Source organism: Sphingopyxis sp. (genome assembly GCF_965227415.1).
GTDB lineage: Bacteria > Pseudomonadota > Alphaproteobacteria > Sphingomonadales > Sphingomonadaceae > Sphingopyxis.
In genome coordinates this window covers 2713604-2730319 of sequence record NZ_OZ245749.1, presented here as the reverse complement: position 1 = coordinate 2730319, position 16716 = coordinate 2713604, and the positions used below count along the sequence as shown (strand labels likewise).

At 63.2% G+C, this 16716-nt stretch carries 21 protein-coding genes; 17 read left to right on the top strand and 4 right to left on the bottom strand.

The window, feature by feature from the left end; all coding sequences use genetic code 11:
* Positions 1–2: 2 nt before the first annotated feature.
* From ACO055_RS13385 to ACO055_RS13360, 6 genes are all read left to right on the top strand, one after another.
* The gene (locus ACO055_RS13385) at positions 3–452 is read left to right on the top strand and encodes a CopD family protein (protein ID WP_422059384.1); all 450 of its coding nucleotides are present in this window, start codon (positions 3–5) and stop codon (positions 450–452) included.
* Positions 453–771: 319 nt separating this feature from the next.
* Positions 772–2028, top strand: a complete 1257-nt coding sequence (gene rho, locus ACO055_RS13380) for a transcription termination factor Rho (protein WP_422059383.1) — start codon at positions 772–774, stop codon at positions 2026–2028.
* 9 nt (positions 2029–2037) lie between these two features.
* Entirely contained in the window at positions 2038–2331 is a 294-nt protein-coding gene (locus ACO055_RS13375; protein ID WP_422059382.1) for an antibiotic biosynthesis monooxygenase family protein, read from the top strand.
* Entirely contained in the window at positions 2331–2984 is a 654-nt protein-coding gene (locus ACO055_RS13370) for a YjbE family putative metal transport protein (protein WP_422062466.1), read from the top strand. Before ACO055_RS13375 ends, ACO055_RS13370 begins: the two co-directional genes overlap by 1 nt.
* Position 2985: 1 nt before the next feature.
* Positions 2986–3705: a TerC family protein gene (locus tag ACO055_RS13365; protein ID WP_422059381.1), complete on the top strand. Its 720-nt coding sequence runs from the start codon at positions 2986–2988 to the stop codon at positions 3703–3705.
* Positions 3706–3763: 58 nt separating this feature from the next.
* A complete protein-coding gene (locus ACO055_RS13360) occupies positions 3764–4150 on the top strand; it encodes a DUF1489 family protein (protein WP_422059380.1) in 387 nt (128 codons plus the stop codon).
* Between the two features lie 7 nt (positions 4151–4157).
* Here ACO055_RS13360 and ACO055_RS13355 read toward each other — a convergent pair whose 3' ends face one another.
* Positions 4158–4349, bottom strand: coding sequence for a hypothetical protein (locus ACO055_RS13355; RefSeq protein ID WP_422059379.1), 192 nt, complete (start codon positions 4347–4349; stop codon positions 4158–4160).
* Positions 4350–4453: 104 nt separating this feature from the next.
* Here ACO055_RS13355 and ACO055_RS13350 point away from each other — a divergent pair, with 104 nt between their 5' ends.
* The gene (locus ACO055_RS13350) at positions 4454–4975 is read left to right on the top strand and encodes a MerR family transcriptional regulator (RefSeq protein WP_422059378.1); all 522 of its coding nucleotides are present in this window, start codon (positions 4454–4456) and stop codon (positions 4973–4975) included.
* On the opposite strand, the gene ACO055_RS13345 is transcribed toward ACO055_RS13350, so the two are convergent.
* Genes ACO055_RS13345 through ACO055_RS13335 form a run of 3 tightly spaced genes read right to left on the bottom strand, consistent with a single transcriptional unit; the run spans position 4972 to position 7659 of the window.
* A complete protein-coding gene (locus tag ACO055_RS13345; RefSeq protein ID WP_422059377.1) occupies positions 4972–6549 on the bottom strand; it encodes an FMN-binding glutamate synthase family protein in 1578 nt (525 codons plus the stop codon). The genes ACO055_RS13350 and ACO055_RS13345 overlap by 4 nt on opposite strands.
* Before the next feature lie 19 nt (positions 6550–6568).
* A complete protein-coding gene (locus ACO055_RS13340) occupies positions 6569–6964 on the bottom strand; it encodes a nuclear transport factor 2 family protein (RefSeq protein WP_422059376.1) in 396 nt (131 codons plus the stop codon).
* Positions 6961–7659, bottom strand: a complete 699-nt coding sequence (locus ACO055_RS13335; protein WP_422059375.1) for a dienelactone hydrolase family protein — start codon at positions 7657–7659, stop codon at positions 6961–6963. The genes ACO055_RS13340 and ACO055_RS13335 overlap by 4 nt, the downstream gene beginning before the upstream one ends.
* 95 nt (positions 7660–7754) lie before the next feature.
* Here ACO055_RS13335 and ACO055_RS13330 point away from each other — a divergent pair, with 95 nt between their 5' ends.
* The 10 genes from ACO055_RS13330 (at position 7755) to ACO055_RS13285 (ending at position 16709) form a co-directional block, all read left to right on the top strand.
* Complete coding sequence (locus ACO055_RS13330; protein WP_422059374.1) at positions 7755–8051, top strand: DUF6489 family protein; 297 nt, start codon at positions 7755–7757, stop codon at positions 8049–8051.
* A gap of 44 nt (positions 8052–8095) precedes the next feature.
* On the top strand, positions 8096–9379 hold the full coding sequence (mnmE, locus tag ACO055_RS13325) for a tRNA uridine-5-carboxymethylaminomethyl(34) synthesis GTPase MnmE (RefSeq protein WP_422059373.1): 1284 nt from the start codon (positions 8096–8098) through the stop codon (positions 9377–9379).
* A 97-nt stretch (positions 9380–9476) separates the two neighbouring features.
* Positions 9477–9686, top strand: coding sequence for a hypothetical protein (locus tag ACO055_RS13320; protein WP_422059372.1), 210 nt, complete (start codon positions 9477–9479; stop codon positions 9684–9686).
* A 26-nt stretch (positions 9687–9712) separates the two neighbouring features.
* Entirely contained in the window at positions 9713–10321 is a 609-nt protein-coding gene (locus tag ACO055_RS13315; protein WP_422059371.1) for a Fic family protein, read from the top strand.
* Positions 10322–10400: 79 nt separating this feature from the next.
* Complete coding sequence (gene mnmG, locus ACO055_RS13310; protein WP_422059370.1) at positions 10401–12263, top strand: tRNA uridine-5-carboxymethylaminomethyl(34) synthesis enzyme MnmG; 1863 nt, start codon at positions 10401–10403, stop codon at positions 12261–12263.
* A 110-nt stretch (positions 12264–12373) separates the two neighbouring features.
* A complete protein-coding gene (rsmG, locus tag ACO055_RS13305; protein WP_422059369.1) occupies positions 12374–13042 on the top strand; it encodes a 16S rRNA (guanine(527)-N(7))-methyltransferase RsmG in 669 nt (222 codons plus the stop codon).
* Entirely contained in the window at positions 13039–13821 is a 783-nt protein-coding gene (locus tag ACO055_RS13300) for a ParA family protein (protein ID WP_422059368.1), read from the top strand. Before rsmG ends, ACO055_RS13300 begins: the two co-directional genes overlap by 4 nt.
* Positions 13822–14775 carry a ParB/RepB/Spo0J family partition protein gene (locus ACO055_RS13295; RefSeq protein WP_422059367.1) on the top strand — a complete coding sequence of 318 codons (954 nt, stop codon included), beginning with the start codon at positions 13822–13824 and terminating at the stop codon, positions 14773–14775.
* Between the two features lie 376 nt (positions 14776–15151).
* Positions 15152–15646, top strand: a complete 495-nt coding sequence (locus tag ACO055_RS13290) for a DUF4402 domain-containing protein (RefSeq protein ID WP_422059366.1) — start codon at positions 15152–15154, stop codon at positions 15644–15646.
* A 232-nt stretch (positions 15647–15878) separates the two neighbouring features.
* Positions 15879–16709: a molecular chaperone gene (locus ACO055_RS13285; RefSeq protein ID WP_422059365.1), complete on the top strand. Its 831-nt coding sequence runs from the start codon at positions 15879–15881 to the stop codon at positions 16707–16709.
* The last annotated feature ends 7 nt before the right edge of the window (positions 16710–16716 follow it).

The window sequence follows — 16716 nt, the reverse complement described above, 5'->3', positions numbered from 1 at the left end:
TTATGGAACTGGCGGGATTCTTGGGGGTGACGATGCTGTGGGTCAAAGCGGCGCATGTCATCTTCGTGATCTTTTTCATGGCCGGCCTGTTCATGATGCCGCGCTTCTTCGTCTATCACCACCAAAGCGCGGTGGGGTCCGACGAAGACAGGAAGTGGATCGAGCGCGAAGATCGCCTGCGCAAGATCATCCTGAATCCGTCGATCATGCTCGTCTGGATCCTGGGCCTGATGCTCGCCTTCAACGGCGACACCTGGCACCAGGGCTGGTTCATCGCGAAATTCCTGATCGTCGTCGCGCTCTCCGGCTATCATGGCTGGATGATCGGCTATGCGAAGAAGCTGGCGAAGGGCGAGCGCCCGCTGACCGAGAAGCAGCTGCGCCTGCTCAACGAAGTCCCCGGCGTCGCCGCGGCGCTGGTCGTCATCCTGGTGATCGTGCGGCCTTTTTGAACTATCCCATCCTGCTATCGTCATGCTGAACTTGTTTCAGCATCCACAGGCGCAACGCTGAGGTGTAAGGCCATGGACCCTGAAACAAGTTCAGGGTGACGAAAAAGGGGAACGAGTGGTCGAATGTTGCCGCCGGCGAGGCGCAGGTGCGATTGACTTGGCTCCGCGCCGGTTATAGGGGCCGATCAACCCCGCTTCCGGCGGGCGGCGCTTCGATGCGTCGATCTATCTTGAACGGCTGTCCCACAGCCGGATAGGCACCCCCTGGTGCAACGAATTTAGTCCAAACTCTTCCTGACCCATTACCCGGAATCCATCCATGCATCTTAAAGAACTCAAAACCAAAGCGCCCGCCCAGCTTGTCGAAATGGCTGAGGAACTGGGCGTCGAGGGCGCCTCGACGCTGCGCAAGCAGGACCTGATGTTCTCGATCCTGAAAGAACTCGCCGAAGAGGGCGAGGAAATCATCGGGTCGGGCACGATCGAAGTCCTCCCCGACAGCTTCGGGTTCCTGCGCTCGTCGGAGGCCAATTATCTGGCCGGTCCCGACGACATCTATGTCTCGCCGAACCAGGTCCGCAAATATGGCCTGCGCACCGGCGACACCGTCGAGGGCGAAATTCGCGCGCCAAAGGACGGCGAACGGTATTTTGCGCTGACCAAGCTGATCAGCGTCAATTTCGACGATCCAGATGTCGTCCGCCATCGCGTCAATTTCGACAATCTGACGCCGCTCTATCCGAACCAGAAGCTGTCGCTCGACACGGTCGACCCGACGGTGAAGGACAAGTCGGCGCGCGTCATCGACCTGGTCAGCCCGCAGGGCAAGGGGCAGCGCGCCTTGATCGTCGCGCCGCCGCGCACGGGCAAGACGGTGCTGCTTCAGAATATCGCCAAGGCGATCACCGACAACCATCCCGAGGTCTATCTGATCGTCCTGCTGGTCGACGAACGTCCCGAGGAAGTCACCGACATGCAGCGCAGCGTGAAGGGCGAAGTCGTCTCGTCGACCTTTGACGAACCGGCGACGCGCCACGTCCAGGTCGCCGAAATGGTGATCGAAAAGGCCAAGCGCCTGGTCGAGCACAAGAAGGATGTCGTCATCCTGCTCGATTCGATCACGCGCCTTGGCCGCGCCTACAACACCGTCGTCCCGAGCTCGGGCAAGGTGCTGACCGGCGGCGTCGACGCCAATGCGTTGCAGCGTCCGAAGCGGTTCTTCGGCGCCGCGCGCAACATCGAGGAAGGCGGTTCGCTGTCGATCATCGCGACCGCGCTGATCGATACCGGCAGCCGCATGGACGAAGTGATCTTTGAAGAATTCAAGGGCACGGGCAACTCGGAAATCGTGCTCGATCGCAAGGTTTCGGACAAGCGCATCTTCCCGTCTCTGGACGTCGGAAAGTCGGGCACCCGCAAGGAAGAGCTGCTCGTCGAGAAGGACAAGCTGTCGAAAATGTGGGTGCTTCGCCGCATCCTCATGCAGATGGGCACCATCGACGCGATGGAATTCCTGCTCGACAAGATCAAGGATTCGAAGACGAACGAAGATTTCTTCGATTCGATGAATCAATAAGCCCAGTCGATGGCCGTGATCGAGCATGCCTTGCTTCCCGTGCGTGCGGGCAGCGAAGCGGCGTTCGAGGCGGCCGTCGCCGAAGCGCGACCTTTGATCGAAGCGTCGCCAGGTTTTATTTCGCTCGAAATTCACCGGCCGACAGGAACCGGACAGCCCTATCTGTTGTTGGCAGAATGGCAGTCGATCGAAGATCATCGCGATGGCTTTCGGCAATCGGACCGCTATCGGCAGTGGCGGTCGCTGCTGCATCCTTTTTATGACCCGGTTCCCGAGGTCAGCTATTTCGGAGAGGCGCTGTGATGGATTTTTCGGCGATCCTGACCGGACCCGGTCTGTTGCTGCTGGGGCAGATCATCATCGGTGACCTGACCATGGCGGGCGACAATGTCCTGATCATGGGGACGATCGCCGGCCGCCTTCCCGAACGCGAGCGCAAGCGCGTGCTGATGTTCGGCGTCGGCATGGCGCTGATCTTTCTGATCGGCTTCGCGATGATCGCGACGCAGCTGCTCAAGGTTACCGGCCTGGTGTTCGCGGGTGGACTGCTGTTGCTGTGGGTCGCCTATAATATGTACCGCGAGATCCGGCCGGCGCCGGCGAGCGGGCCGGTCGACGATCCCGACACACCCGAAATCGAGGGCGCGCCCGCGACGCAGAGCTTTTTCAAGGCCGCGGTCGCGATCACGATCGCCGACTTGTCGATGAGCATCGACAATGTCCTGCTCGTCGCATCGATCGCGCGCGAGAATCCCGCCTTGCTGTTCGTCGGCATGACCTTCACGGTGCTCGTCATGGGGCTTGCCGCCAACTATGTCGCCAAGTTGCTGCAGCGCTATCACTGGATCGCCTGGGTCGGGCTGGTCGTGATACTCTATGTGGCGGTGAAGATGATTTATGACGGCTGGGTCGATCCCGTGATCGGTCTGGGCCATTTGTTCGGATGGGTGCGCTGAGATGATTTGGGACACGATCTTGTTCGCGGCGGGAGCGCCGGCTTCGGGGGGAATCTGGGACGCGATCGTCCATGATTTTTCCAACATCACCGAGCCTGCGGCCTTTACCGCCTTCATCCAGGTGCTGCTGATCGACCTGGTCCTGGCGGGCGACAATGCGATCGTCGTGGGCGCGCTGGCCGCGGGCCTGCCCGCCGACCAGCGCCGAAAGGTGATCCTGATCGGCGTCGGCGCCGCGCTCGTGCTCCGCATCGGCTTTGCGCTCGTCGTCCAGCAATTGCTCGGCATCGTCGGGCTCGTGCTCGCGGGCGGCATCCTGCTGCTGTGGGTGGCGTGGCGCATGTGGCGCGATATCCGCAGCGGGCATGGCGAATCGACCGGATCGCCCGAAGTCGCGGGCGACGAGGATTCGGGCCTTCGTCCGGCCAAAACTTTTGCCGCCGCCGCGTGGGGCGTCGCGATCGCCGATGTGTCGATGAGCCTCGACAATGTCCTGGCGGTCGCCGGTGCTGCGCGCGAGCATCCGGGGATCCTGATCGTCGGGCTGATCTTCGCGGTCGCGATGATGGGCGTCGCGGCGAACGTCATCGCCAAATATATCGAACGCTATCGCTGGATCGCGTGGGTCGGCTTGCTGGTGATCGTCTATGTCGCGGGCAAGATGATCTGGGACGGCTGGCACGATGTGCATCCGCATTTCCTGGAGTTCATCGGACGCTGAGTGACGGGCTGGCGATTCGTCGTCGGCGCCCCATATGCAAAAGATGCCAGCCCTTCACATGACCCGCGTCGCCGTCGGCTGCGCCGACTATCCGGCCCTGGAAGCACGGATCGCAAATTATGCCGCTGACGGCGAGATCCGCTTTGCCACGCGGTACCGGCCGAAGCGCGCCGACGAGCTGATCGGCGGCAAGCTCCACTTCATCGTGAAGCACATACTGGTCGGGCGCGTGGAAATCCTGCGGTTCGAGGACCGCAGCGACGGGCGCGTCGATATCGTGTGCGTCGCCGATCTCGAGCGCATCCATCCGCAACCGAAGCGCGCGCATCAGGGGTGGCGGTATCTGGCCGATGACGATGCGCCCAAGGGCGTCGACGTTGGCGACGGGATCGGCGAGTTGCCGCCCGAACTGTATCGCGAACTGGCCGGGCTCAGCCTGATCTAGACACTAGCTAATCGAAAAGGGGTGAATTGGCGTCGTGAAATGACAAATGCGTCAACGGAATCATCCCCGACATTTTTCCAATTAACTCGCCTCGCTGGCTGGCTTGCCATTCCTCGCCAATCTTTTCGTCGGTATCAGACTCACGCAGCTGACCGCGCCAATCGTTCAGATTCATGAAGCGAATTTCAGCATAGACCATAGAGCATCAACCTGTAGTTGGTGGATGAATATGGGAGATACAATATATGGGGTTGCTCGTCCGTTCTACTTGCAAATTACATAGTATCGCGCAATACTATATTTATGGATGGCAATTTTACCTCTGCTGAAGCAGCGCGCCTGGCTGGCTTCAAGAAGCCATACATGCTTAATCATCTTGAGCGTGAAGGCACATTTATCCGAGAGAATGTTGAAGATCGGCGCCACGGGCGAGTGAGGAAATATACTTTTGGCGACGTCATCGTTCTACGTTCGATCAACAGGATGCTTGAACTTGGCGCTCGGCCAGCCCGAATAAGATCAGTGATCCACGAGCTAACGAAAATGAAAGGTTTCACTGACGCCAGAGAGGCTTCGGAGTTTGCTGCTCGTACTTTGGGAACAAGCCTTTTTGTCAGCAAGACGGAAGCATTACTTATCGAAAGCGATGAGAAAGTTCTCGAACTTTTAAAGGGCGGTCAGCTGGCTTTCGGTTTTTTTCTAACCGTCAAAGAAATTTCTCAGGAAGTCATAGAGATCGTTGAGATTTACTCTCAAGTTAGAAGCGAAAATCTAAAGGTTGATATGCCTATTCTCGAAGATCTTTGTGCGGCGAGGGGTATCTAACAGGCCGCGCGGAAGCTGTCGGCGCGGGCCATCGCCCAATAGCGCGCGCCCGCGACCGAATCGGGATCGTCGAGCAACACGCCGCGCTCATAGAATTTATAGATGCGGTCGATCGAGTCCGAGCGCGCCGAATTGAGGCGTTCGTGGAGGTGGTGCGGCATGATCTGCCACGGATTGTCGAGCCCCATCGCGCAGCTGATATCCCACAGCGCATGGACCGTCGCCGCCTGGAAGCGGCGGACGCGTTCGGCCTTTTCCTCGACCACCAGGCCGCGCTGGCGGCCGGGATCCTGCGTTGCGACCCCGGTCGGACAATGGTCGGTGTGGCATTTGAGCGACTGGACGCAGCCCAATGTGAACATGAAGGCGCGCGCGGCGTTCGACCAGTCGGCGCCGAGCGCGCAGTTGATCGCGAGTCCCGCGCCCGAATGCACCTTGCCCGACGCGGCGAGGCGGATCTCGTCCTTGAGCCCGCACCCGACGAGCGCGTTGCGCACGAAAATCAGCCCTTCGCGCAGCGGCATGCCGATGCTGTTCGAAAATTCGACCGGCGCCGCGCCGGTGCCGCCCTCGGCGCCGTCGACGACGATGAAGTCGAGGCGGATTCCGGTTTCGATCATCGCCTTCATGACGGCATAGATTTCGTGCGGCTGACCCACGCACAGTTTGATCCCGACGGGCTTTCCTCCCGATAATTCACGCAGTTTCGCGGCCCACAGGATCATCTCCAGCGGCGTCGAAAAGGCCGAATGCGCGGCGGGCGAAATACAATCCTGTCCTTCGCGGACGCCGCGCGTCGCGGCAATCTCGGCGCTGACCTTCGCGCCCGGAAGGACGCCGCCATGGCCGGGCTTGGCGCCCTGGCTGAGCTTGATCTCGATCATCTTGATCTGGGAGTCCGCGGCATGGTCGCGAAAGCGATCGGGGTCGAAGTGGCCGTCGTCGTCGCGGCAACCGAAATAGCCGCTGCCCAGCTCCCAGACGATGTCGCCGCCATGGAGGCGGTGATATGGGCTGACGCTGCCTTCGCCGGTGTCGTGATAGAAATTGCCGAGCTTTGCGCCGAGGTTGAGCGCTTCGATGGCATTCGCGCCAAGCGAGCCGAAGCTCATCGCCGAGATGTTGAGCAAAGCGGGCTGGTAGGGCTGCGAACATTGCGATGTGCCGACGGTCGGGCGCTGGGTCCGGTCGGGCGCCATCGCGGGCGCCATGCTGTGGCTCATCCATTCATATTCGTCGGAATAGACGTCGAGTTCGGTGCCGAACGGATGGCTGTCGAGCTCGCCCTTGGCACGCGCATAGACGATGTCGCGCTCGACGCGCGCGAAGGGGCGTCCGTCGAGCGGGCTTTCGACGACATAGGCATAGAGAAAGGGGCGCGCTGCCTCGAACAACCAGCGGATGCGTGCGATCAGCGGGAAGTTGCGGCGCAGGCTGTGGTGGCGCTGAAGCGCGTCGTAGGTGGCGAGGAGGAGGAGCGGCACCCAGAGCAGAAGCGTCCAGCGCGCCGGCGGCCACCAGCCCGCGAAGGCGATCGCGGCGATCAGGATCGGGAAGGCGATCAGGCGGTGCATGGCGAAAGCCCCCCGCCGCTCATCCGGATTGCGCCGCGAGCATCGCGCCCATCTTCTCCCAGACCTTGTTGATCGCCTTGAGCGGGCGAACCATCACTTTGAAATCACTTATCTGTCCGTCTGCATTCCAGCGGATGATGTCGACGCCGTTGATCTGGATGCCGTCGAGTTCGCTCTGGAATTCGAGCATCGCCTGGTCGCCGTCGACGATCTCGCGCAGATAGCGGAAATTCTCGCCGCCAAGGACGTGGCTCGCGGCGTGGAGATAGGCGAAGACCTTGTCGCGGCCTTCCTGCGGGGTGTGGACGACGGGCGAGTGGAAGACCGCATCCTCGGCGAGAAGCTCTTTCAGCGCCTCTGCATTGCCCGTCTGCATATAGCCATGCCAGGCGGCGACGCCGTCGCGCGCGCTCATGCGAGATGCTCGGTGAAAAAGGCGCGGGTGCGGCCGTCGGCCAGCTCGGCGCCCGCGGCGTCACGGCGGTTGCCGCTCGTCGCGGCGAAGCCATGGTCGAGGCCGGCATAATCGTGAAGTGTGACCTTCGGGTTCGGGTCGAGCCCCTCGTGCATCTTGGCCTGCGCTTCGGGCCCGACGAGGTGGTCGGCGGTCGGCACGTGCAGCATCAGCGGGTGCGCGATCGCGTGGCTTTCGCCGAGCATCTGGTCGATCATCACACCATAATAGCCGACCGACGCGTTGATGTCGGTGCGCGCCGCGGTCATGTAGGCGAGGCGGCCGCCGAGGCAGAAGCCGACGCAGCCGACCTTGCCGGCGCCCTGCGCGTGCAGCCAGCGGATCGCCGCTTCGATGTCCTGGATGCCGAGGTCGGCGTCATATTGGCCGAAATAGCCGAACGCTTCCTGCAACTCGGCTTCGACATCAGGGTCGAGCTCGACGCCCGGGGCGAAGCGCCAGAAGATGTCGGGCGCGATCGCCAGATAGCCCTCGGCAGCCCAATCGTCGCATTTCTCGCGAATCCCGGCGTTCACGCCGAAGATTTCGGGAATGACGATGATCGCGCGCGACGAATCGGCGTCGGGACGCGCGACATAGGCGGGAATGTTACCTTCGCCGTCGAGCGCGGGGATGGTCGTGTTCGTCGCGGACATGAGGGAAGCTCCTGACTCTTGCCAATTGGGAGGGAAAGCGCGAAGCTAGCCGCCGTTGGGGCGCGGCTCAAGCGTCGATAGGGGAAGGCCAAGCGATGAAATTCAATATCGAGATCGATTGCACCCCCGAGGAGGCACGGCGGCTGGTCGGGCTTCCCGACCTCGAGCCGCTGCACGACATCTATCTGAGCCGGGTCAAGGAGCTCATGGCAAAGGGGATCACCCCCGACATGGTCCAACAGATGGTCAAGACCTGGGTGCCGATGGGCGAAAGCGGGCTGGGCCTCGTCCAGTCGCTGCTCGGGCAGTTCGGCGGCGGGTTGATGGGCGGCGCGTCGAAATCGACCGACAAGGCCGATGACGACAAGGCCGCCAAGGGGCGCAAGAGCTGATCCAAGACACTGTAAGTGATACGATTTTTGCGTTGTCGAGCGGGATGCCGCCGGCAGCGATAGCGGTGGTGCGCGTGAGCGGTCCGCAAGCCGCGGCGGCGCTGCAACGCCTTGCTGGCCGCTTGCCCGCGCCGCGCCACGCGTCGCTCGCCGAATTGAAGGACGGTCACGGCGCGCCGCTCGATCGCGCACTCGTCCTGTGGTTTCCGGGACCGGCGACGGCGACGGGCGAAGATCTGGCCGAGCTGCATCTGCACGGCGGGCGCGCCGTGGTGGCGGCGGTCGAAGGCGCGCTGGGCGCCATGCCGGGGCTGCGCCGCGCCGAGGCCGGCGAATTCACGCGGCGGGCCTTTCTGAGCGGACGGATCGATCTGGCCGAAGCCGAGGGGCTTGCCGATCTGCTCGCCGCGGAAACCGAGAGCCAACGGGTGCAGGCGCTGGGGCTGGCGAGCGGGCATGTCTCGCGCGCGGTCGAGAGTTGGCAGGAGCGCTTGCTCGGCCTGATGGCGGGCGCCGAGGCCGAGCTGAATTTTGCCGATGAGGATGATGTCGACGTTTACGACGGGGCCGCGCAGCGGCTGATCGAGGGCATGGGCGCGCTGGCGGAGGAGCTGGGCGAATGGCTGGCGCGGCCCGCTGCCGAAGTGATCGCCGACGGGGTGTCGGTGGTCATCGCAGGGCCGCCCAATGCCGGAAAATCAACCTTGATCAATGCCTTGGCGCAGCGGGAGCTGGCGATCGTTTCGCCCTTCGAGGGCACGACACGCGATGTGATCGAAACGCCGCTGGCGCTCGACGGGATCGCGATGCGCTTTTCGGATACCGCGGGGCTGCGCGCCGAAGGTGCCGACGATATCGAAGCGATCGGGATCGATCGCGCGAAGGCGGCAGTCGAGGCGGCGGATATCCTGCTGTGGCTCGGCGAACCGAAAGCCGTACCCGCGCATCCGCGCGCGATCCTGATTGCGGCGCAGGCCGACAAATGGGCGGGCGACGCCGCATCCGAGGCCGCATCCGCGCGCTGCGACCTTATCCTGTCGGCCGCAACGGGCGAGGGGATGGGTCAGCTCCACGCCGCGATCGTCGAGATGGCGCGCACCTTGTTGCCGCGCGAGGGCGAGGCGGCGCTGCGCCACCGCCAGCGCACGGCACTTGCCGAGGCAAAGCAATGGCTGACGATCGAGGCTGGCGCTCGCGAGGCGGGCGATCTGATCCTGCTCGCCGAACGGCTGCGGCTCGCGAGCGTCGCGCTCGACCGGATCACGGGGCGCGCGGGGGTCGAGGATATGCTCGACGCGCTGTTTTCGGGTTTTTGTATAGGGAAGTGAGTCAGTTATCCAACTATCCGATGAATCGTGTTGGATTCTCTTGATTTTTTACTACATTTAGTGCTAAATCCTGCAATCGTTCTTTAGGAGAAAGCCAGTGGCAGCGCGAAAGCAATTTCTTTCGTCGAAAAAGGCTGATCCAGAGCTGGTGTCTCTTTTCGAAAGCACGCGCTCGATTCAGGTTACCGAGGAAATGCTGCGTGAGCAGCGCATCAGTTTTGCCTTTGGCAATGCTTTTCATTCGGACGGTGTAACCAAGGATACCGTGCGGCTGGCTTCGAGCCATATTAGATTGGTTTCGCCCTGACGTGAGCACGTAGAGGGCTCAGGCGGATGTCCATTCGCGAACAAGATGATAAGGACATGTTTGACAGAGTGCAGGAGCAAAACTTGCTCCGGCAGTATGATCTGTTGGCAAATTGTATCGACATTGGCTTGACCAAGGGCATCGAGTTTTTTGACAAATATACGTTGTGGAGTTTGAACGCTGCCGCGGTGTCCAACATTGCGCAATTTGGAGGTCGATTCCGAGAAGAGCCGATTTACGTTGGGAAGCATATACCGCCTCATTTCAAGGAGGTGCCAACGTTAATGGATCGATGCCTTTCGGTAGTGCACGAAAATTGGTCAAAGGCGCGGAACCCTATAGAACTTCCTGCTTACGTTCTTTGGCGCCTGAACTGGATTCATCCATTTGTTGAGGGAAATGGCAGGACCGCTCGCGCTGCGAGCTACTATCTGATTTGCTTGGCGTATGGTGGTCATTTGCCGGGGAAGAAAATTGTGCCGGAGCGCATTCGAGAAAATCGGCAACCCTATTATGACGCGCTGAAGGCGGCAGATATTGCATGGGAAGACGGTCACTTCGATGTCTCGGTTCTCACGGACTATTTGACTGGACCGGTTAAGGACCAGCTTCAAGAAGCTTCGATAGCCTCGTAAATCCCGTTCCACGTGAAACATCGCATCGGTCGCAGCCCGGTGGATTCGCTACGCATCCTGCGCTAAGAGCGCCTCGATCATGCAGAATGACGCACTATTCGATGTCATCGTCGTCGGCGGTGGGCATGCCGGAACCGAGGCTGCGGCAGCGGCAGCGCGGCTGGGAGCGCGTGTCGCTCTGGTGAGTTTCGACCCCTCGCTGATCGGGACAATGTCGTGCAATCCGGCCATCGGCGGCCTTGGCAAGGGTCATCTGATGCGCGAGGTCGACGCGCTCGACGGCTGGATGGCGCGCGCGGCGGATCGCGCGGCGATCCACTACCGGATGCTCAACGCGTCGAAGGGCGCCGCGGTGCAGGGGCCGCGTATCCAGGCTGACCGCAAACTCTATCGCGAAGCGATCCAGGCGTTGCTGGCGGCGCAAGACGGAATCACCGTCGTCGCGGGCGAAGCGGCGGCGCTGACGCTCTCAGCGGACGGCGCGCGCGTCGAGGGCCTTGAACTCGGCGACGGCCGCTTTCTGACCGCTGGCGCTGTCGTGCTCGCAACAGGCACCTTCCTTGGCGGGAAGCTGTTTCGCGGCGAAGAACGCATGGAAGGCGGGCGGATCGGCGAGGCGGGGGCACATAAGCTTGCCGAGCAGCTTCGCGCTGCCGATCTGCCGATGGCGCGGCTCAAGACGGGAACGCCGCCGCGGCTCGACGGGCGGACGATCGACTGGGCGCGCCTCGAAGAGCAGCCGTCGGACGACGGCGACTGGACCTGTTCCACGTGGAACAGTGCGCGGACCGTGCCGCAGATTTTTTGCGCGATTACGCGGACCAACGCCGCCAGCCATGGCATCATCGCGGCGAATCTCGACCGTTCGCCGCTGTTCACGGGTGCGATCGGCGCGGCTGGGCCACGTTATTGCCCGTCGATCGAGGACAAGATCCATCGCTTTGCTGACCGCGATGGGCATCAGGTGTTCCTCGAACCCGAAGGCCTCGACAGCCCGCTGGTGTATCCGAACGGCATCTCGACATCGCTACCCGCCGAAGTGCAGCTTGCCATGCTCCGCACGATGGAGGGGCTCGAGGCGGTCGAGATGGTCGTGCCGGGCTATGCGGTCGAATATGACCATATCGACCCGCGGGCGCTCGACCGCACGCTGCAGGTGCGGGCGATCGGCGGGCTGTATTGCGCGGGGCAGATCAACGGCACGACCGGTTATGAAGAAGCGGCGGCGCAGGGACTGATCGCGGGGGCCAACGCCGCGCTTGCGGTGCAGAGCCGCGCCCCGATGATCCTCGATCGCTCCGAATCCTATATCGGCGTGATGGTCGATGATCTGGTGCTCCAGGGCGTGACCGAACCCTATCGCATGCTCACGGCGCGCGCCGAATATCGGCTGCGTCTGCGCGCCGACAATGCGGCGACGCGGCTGACGCCCAAGGGGATTGCGCTCGGGCTGGTGGGGCCGGAAACCGCGGCACGGTTCGACGCTCGGCGAGCCGAGTGGGAGAGGGCGGCCGCGTTGCTCGACGCGCCGGTCGCGACTGCGGACTATGCGGCTATTGCGATGGCGATCCCCGGCGATGGCGTCGCTCGCAAGCGGATTGAGTTGTTGCGCTTTCCGGGCGTTTCGATGGCGTCGCTCAAGACGCTCGCGCCCGAGCTGGAGGCGATCGACGATGCGATCCTGTCCGAGCTGGCCGAGGACGCGCATTATGCGCCCTATATCGCGCGGCAGGAAGCCGAACTGCGCTCGCTCGCCGCAAACGAAGCGATCGGCCTCGATCCGGCGCTCGATTATGGCGCGATCGGGGGACTCTCTCTCGAGATGGTCGAACGCCTGTCGAAAGCGCGTCCGGAGACGTTGGGGCAGGCGGCGCGGATCGACGGGGTAACACCGGCGGCGCTGACCGCGATCATGGTGCACAGTCGCCGGCGGGCTGCGTGAGTTGGCCGGGCCCGCGGCCGGAAAAGATCTCACACAAAGACACAAGGGCGCAGATAGGAACAAGATCATCGGATCGCGGTTCGCGCAGGGCCCCGATTGACGCAAGATAGGTGGAAGCGATTTTGACGACCAGCTTATTGGAAGATGAAGGCGCGGCGCGCGACTGGATCGAGGCAAGCTTCGCGCCGACCGCGGTGCAGTGGCAGCTGCTCGACCGCTTTGCCGAATTGCTCGTCGCCGAGAACGGCCAGCAGAACCTGATCGCTGCCTCGACCGTCCCGACGCTGTGGGTACGGCATATGGCCGACAGCGCGCAGCTGCTGGCGCTCGACCCGGAGAGAGAGGGGCTCTGGATCGATCTGGGCAGCGGGCCGGGGCTTCCGGGTCTGGTGGTCGCGATCCTGAGCGCGCGGCCGATGCTGCTTGTCGAATCGCGCAAGCGGCGGTGCGACTTCCTGCGCGCTGTGGCGGCCGATCTGGGCCTGTCGCATGTCGAGGTCGCCGAAGCGCCGCTCGAGCGCATCGCGACGCGTCCCGCCGCGACGATCAGCGCGCGCGCCTTTGCGCCGCTTGATAAGCTCATCGCCTTATCCACGCGTTTTTCCACCGAATCGACGCGCTGGCTGCTGCCAAAGGGCCGAAACGCGGTTAAGGAACTGGCGTTGCTGCCCGATGCGTGGCAGAGAATGTTTCACGTGGAACAGAGCCGCACGGATGCCGAAAGCCGGATTTTGGTCGGGCGCGGCCAAATCGGCGCCAAACAGCGAGGAAAGCGATGATCCGCATTTGCGTGGCGAACCAGAAAGGCGGGGTCGGCAAGACGACGACCGCGATCAATCTGGCGACGGCGCTGGCGGCGACGGGCTGGCGCACCCTGATCATCGACCTCGATCCGCAAGGCAATGCTTCGACAGGGCTGGGGATCAAGCAGGCGCAGCGCGAATATTCGAGTTACGACCTGCTCCGCGCCGAAGCGACGCTCGCCGAATGCGCGGTGCCGACGGCGGTGCCGCGGCTCGACATCGTCCCGGCGACGGTGGACCTGTCGGGCGCCGAGATCGAGCTGATCGAATTCGCAGATCGGCTCCACCGGCTCGAACAGGCGCTGACGAGCGCCGAGGCGGGGCAGTGGGACATTTGCCTGATCGACTGTCCGCCGTCGCTCGGCATGTTGACGCTGAACGCGCTGATCGCGGCCGAATCCTTGATCGTGCCGCTGCAGTGCGAATTTTTCGCGCTCGAGGGGCTCAGCCAGCTGCTCACCACGGTCGAACGTGTGCGCGGGCGCTTCAACCAGAAGCTGACCATCCTCGGCGTCGCGCTGACCATGTTCGACCGGCGCAACCGCCTGACCGACCAGGTGTCGGACGACGTCCGCGAAGTGCTGGGGCCGGTCGTGTTCGAGACCGTCATCCCGCGCAATGTGCGCCTGTCCGAAGCGCCGAGCCACGGGCTGCCGGCGCTGATCTATGACCATCGCTGCGCCGGATCGGCAGCCTATATCGCGCTGGCGCGCGAGCTGATCGATCGGCTTCCCAACGTCCGCAAGGCGGCATAAATGCCTGATAATAAAGATGAAATTGAATCGACTGCGCCCAGAAAGAAGCCGTCGGGGCTGGGGCGCGGGCTGAACGCCCTGTTCGGCGATGCCGCCGTCGAAGCGCCGGTGCTGGCGACACCGGGCGGCGCGGCGAAGACGGCGTCGGCGCCGGGCGATTCGGTGCAGCATGTTTCGGTCGGGTCGATTCGGCCGTTGCCGAATCAGCCGCGGCGCCATTTCGACGAATCGGCGATCGTCGAACTGGCCGATTCGATTTCCGCGCGCGGATTGCTCCAGCCGATCATCCTCCGGCGTGCGCCCGACGGTCAGGGGTTCCAGCTTGTCGCGGGCGAGCGGCGCTGGCGCGCGGCGCAGCGCGCGGGGCTGCACCAGATACCCGCGCTGGTGCGCGATCTGGACGATGCCGCGACCTATGAAATAGCACTCGTCGAGAATATCCAGCGCCAGGATCTGAACGCGATCGAAGAGGCGGGCGCCTATCGCCGACTGATCGACGATTTCGGACATAGCCAGGAAGCGCTCGCCAAGCTGGTCGGCAAATCGCGCAGCCATGTCGCGAATCTGATGCGCTTGCTCGACCTGCCGCAGGATGTGCAGGACCTTGTCGGCGACGGATCGCTGTCGATGGGTCACGCGCGTGCGCTGATCGGGGCTGACGGCGCCGAAGCGATTGCCCGCAAAATCGTCAGCGAAGGCCTGTCGGTCCGCGCCGTCGAGGCGCTGATCCGCGCCGAAAAGGGCGGCGGGCGCAAGCCGGCGAGCGAATCCGCTGGCGCCAGCGCGGGGCGCGACCCCGATATCATGGCGGTCGAGCGGCATCTGTCCGAACTGCTCGGCATCGGCGTTGCGATTCAATATCCGGGTGGCGGCAAGGGCGCGCTGACACTGAAATTCGCATCGCTCGACCAGCTCGACATGATCTGCCAGCGGCTGAGCGGCGAATCGATCTGATCCGCTTGGGCGGTCATCGCGGCGAAGGCCGGGATCGCGCCATATATTCCGATGCACAGACGAGAGTCCGGCCGTCGCCGCGATAACGCATGCTGGCGAGATTCGGATTCGGCTCGGACCACGCGAATCTTTTTCGTGCGTCCCCTTAATTTGTGTCAGCGCGGGCCGTTAACAGGCCATAGGCGGTCCCCACGACTTGCCAAACTGCGGCCTAAGGCCATGTTTTCGCTCGCTTGCACCCTGCAACGCGGGCCAAATATGTTTGCGCCGTTAACCATTCTTGCTGGCAAAGCCTGAACTTGTGCGCCGCTAAAGGGGTCGGCGAATGGGGTGGGATTTCCATTCGAGTTTCGACGAATTCAAGGGACCAAATCATATGCGCACCATTGGAATGAAGCGCGCCCTCATCGGCGCCGCGATTGCTGCTCTCGCTATGAACGCCTCGGCGGCGAATGCGGCTACGGCTACGGCCACTGCAAAGGCGAAGATCCTTCAGCAGATCACGCTCACGAACACGAGCGACCTCGACTTCGGCACGATCGTCAGCGGCACCGCCGCTTCGACCGTTGCGGTTTCGACGGCGGGCGCCGCGACCTGCGGCACCGGCCTGACCTGCATCGGCACGACGACCGCTGCCGGCTTCAACATCGCCGGTACGAGCGGCGCGCTCGTCGGCATCACCGGTCCGACGTCGGTCACGCTGACCTCGGGCGGCAACAATATGTCGGCGGCGCTGACCTATTCGGCATCGACCGTCACGCTCGGCGCGACGGGCGGCACCTTCTCGGTCGGCGGCACGCTGAGCGTGGGTGCCAGCCAGGCGGCCGGCAACTATGCGGGGACGTTCACCGTCACTGCCAACTATCAGTAAGTCCTGAGTTTTCAGGTGGGGGGTGCGGCGCGCTTTCGGGCGCGCCGGCCACAAAAGGGTCGCCGGGTACCAGCCTCGGCGGCCTTTTTTGTCTGCTCCGGCGGCGGCATCGCGCGTTCGCGTGCGAACGCATGCGATGGTTAGCAAAATATCAACCATGATGGCGCAACAGGGATGTGACCAACCAGGGGAGCGGCACCTGCCGTCCCGCACGATTGTGGGGATCGTATCCATGTTGCGCTTTGTGAAGGCCTTGGGCCTGTTCTCGGCGGCCGTCCTGTCGGCTGCCGCTTTTCCGGCCGCGGCGGCCGGCGATCTGCTTGTCGCGCCGACGCGCGTCATTCTCGACGGATCGCGCGGTACCGAAGTGGTGCTGAACAATATCGGCGCCGAGCCGGCGACCTATCGCATCAGCCTCGAGATCAAGCGGATGACGCCCGAAGGCGGGCTCGACGAGATTGACGAAGCGAATGTCACGCCCGCCGAACGCGCGGCGCTCGACATGATCGCTTTCAGCCCGCGGCGCGTCACGCTGCCGCCGAACCAGCCGCAGGTAATCCGCGTCGGCGTGCGCATTCCCGACGGCCTCGCGCCCGGCGAATATCGCGCGCATATGCTGTTTCGCGCCGTCCCCGACGCGGCGCCCGCCGTCGCGCTCGATCCAGCCAGGCCTGCGGCGACCGGCGTGTCGATCGCGCTGACGCCGATCTATGGCATCACCATTCCGATCATCGTGCGCGTCGGCGATCTCGGCGCGACCGCGACGATCGGCAATGCTTGGGTCGGCGCGACCAAAGACGGGCCGGCGCTCGAATTCGACCTTTCGCGCACGGGCACCCGCTCGGTCTATGGCGACATCGAAGTGACGCGGCCCGGCGTTGCCGAACCGTTGCTGCTGGCGCGCGGCATCGCCGTCTATCCCGAGATCGGCGCGCGCAAGGTGTCGCTGCGCGTTCCGCCCGACCTTGCCGCGAAGCTGAAAGGCCCGGTGCAGATCCGCTATACCGAAGACCGCGAAGTCGGCGGCGGCACGATCGACCAGGTCGACAGGGTGGTGAAATAGGGCAGGG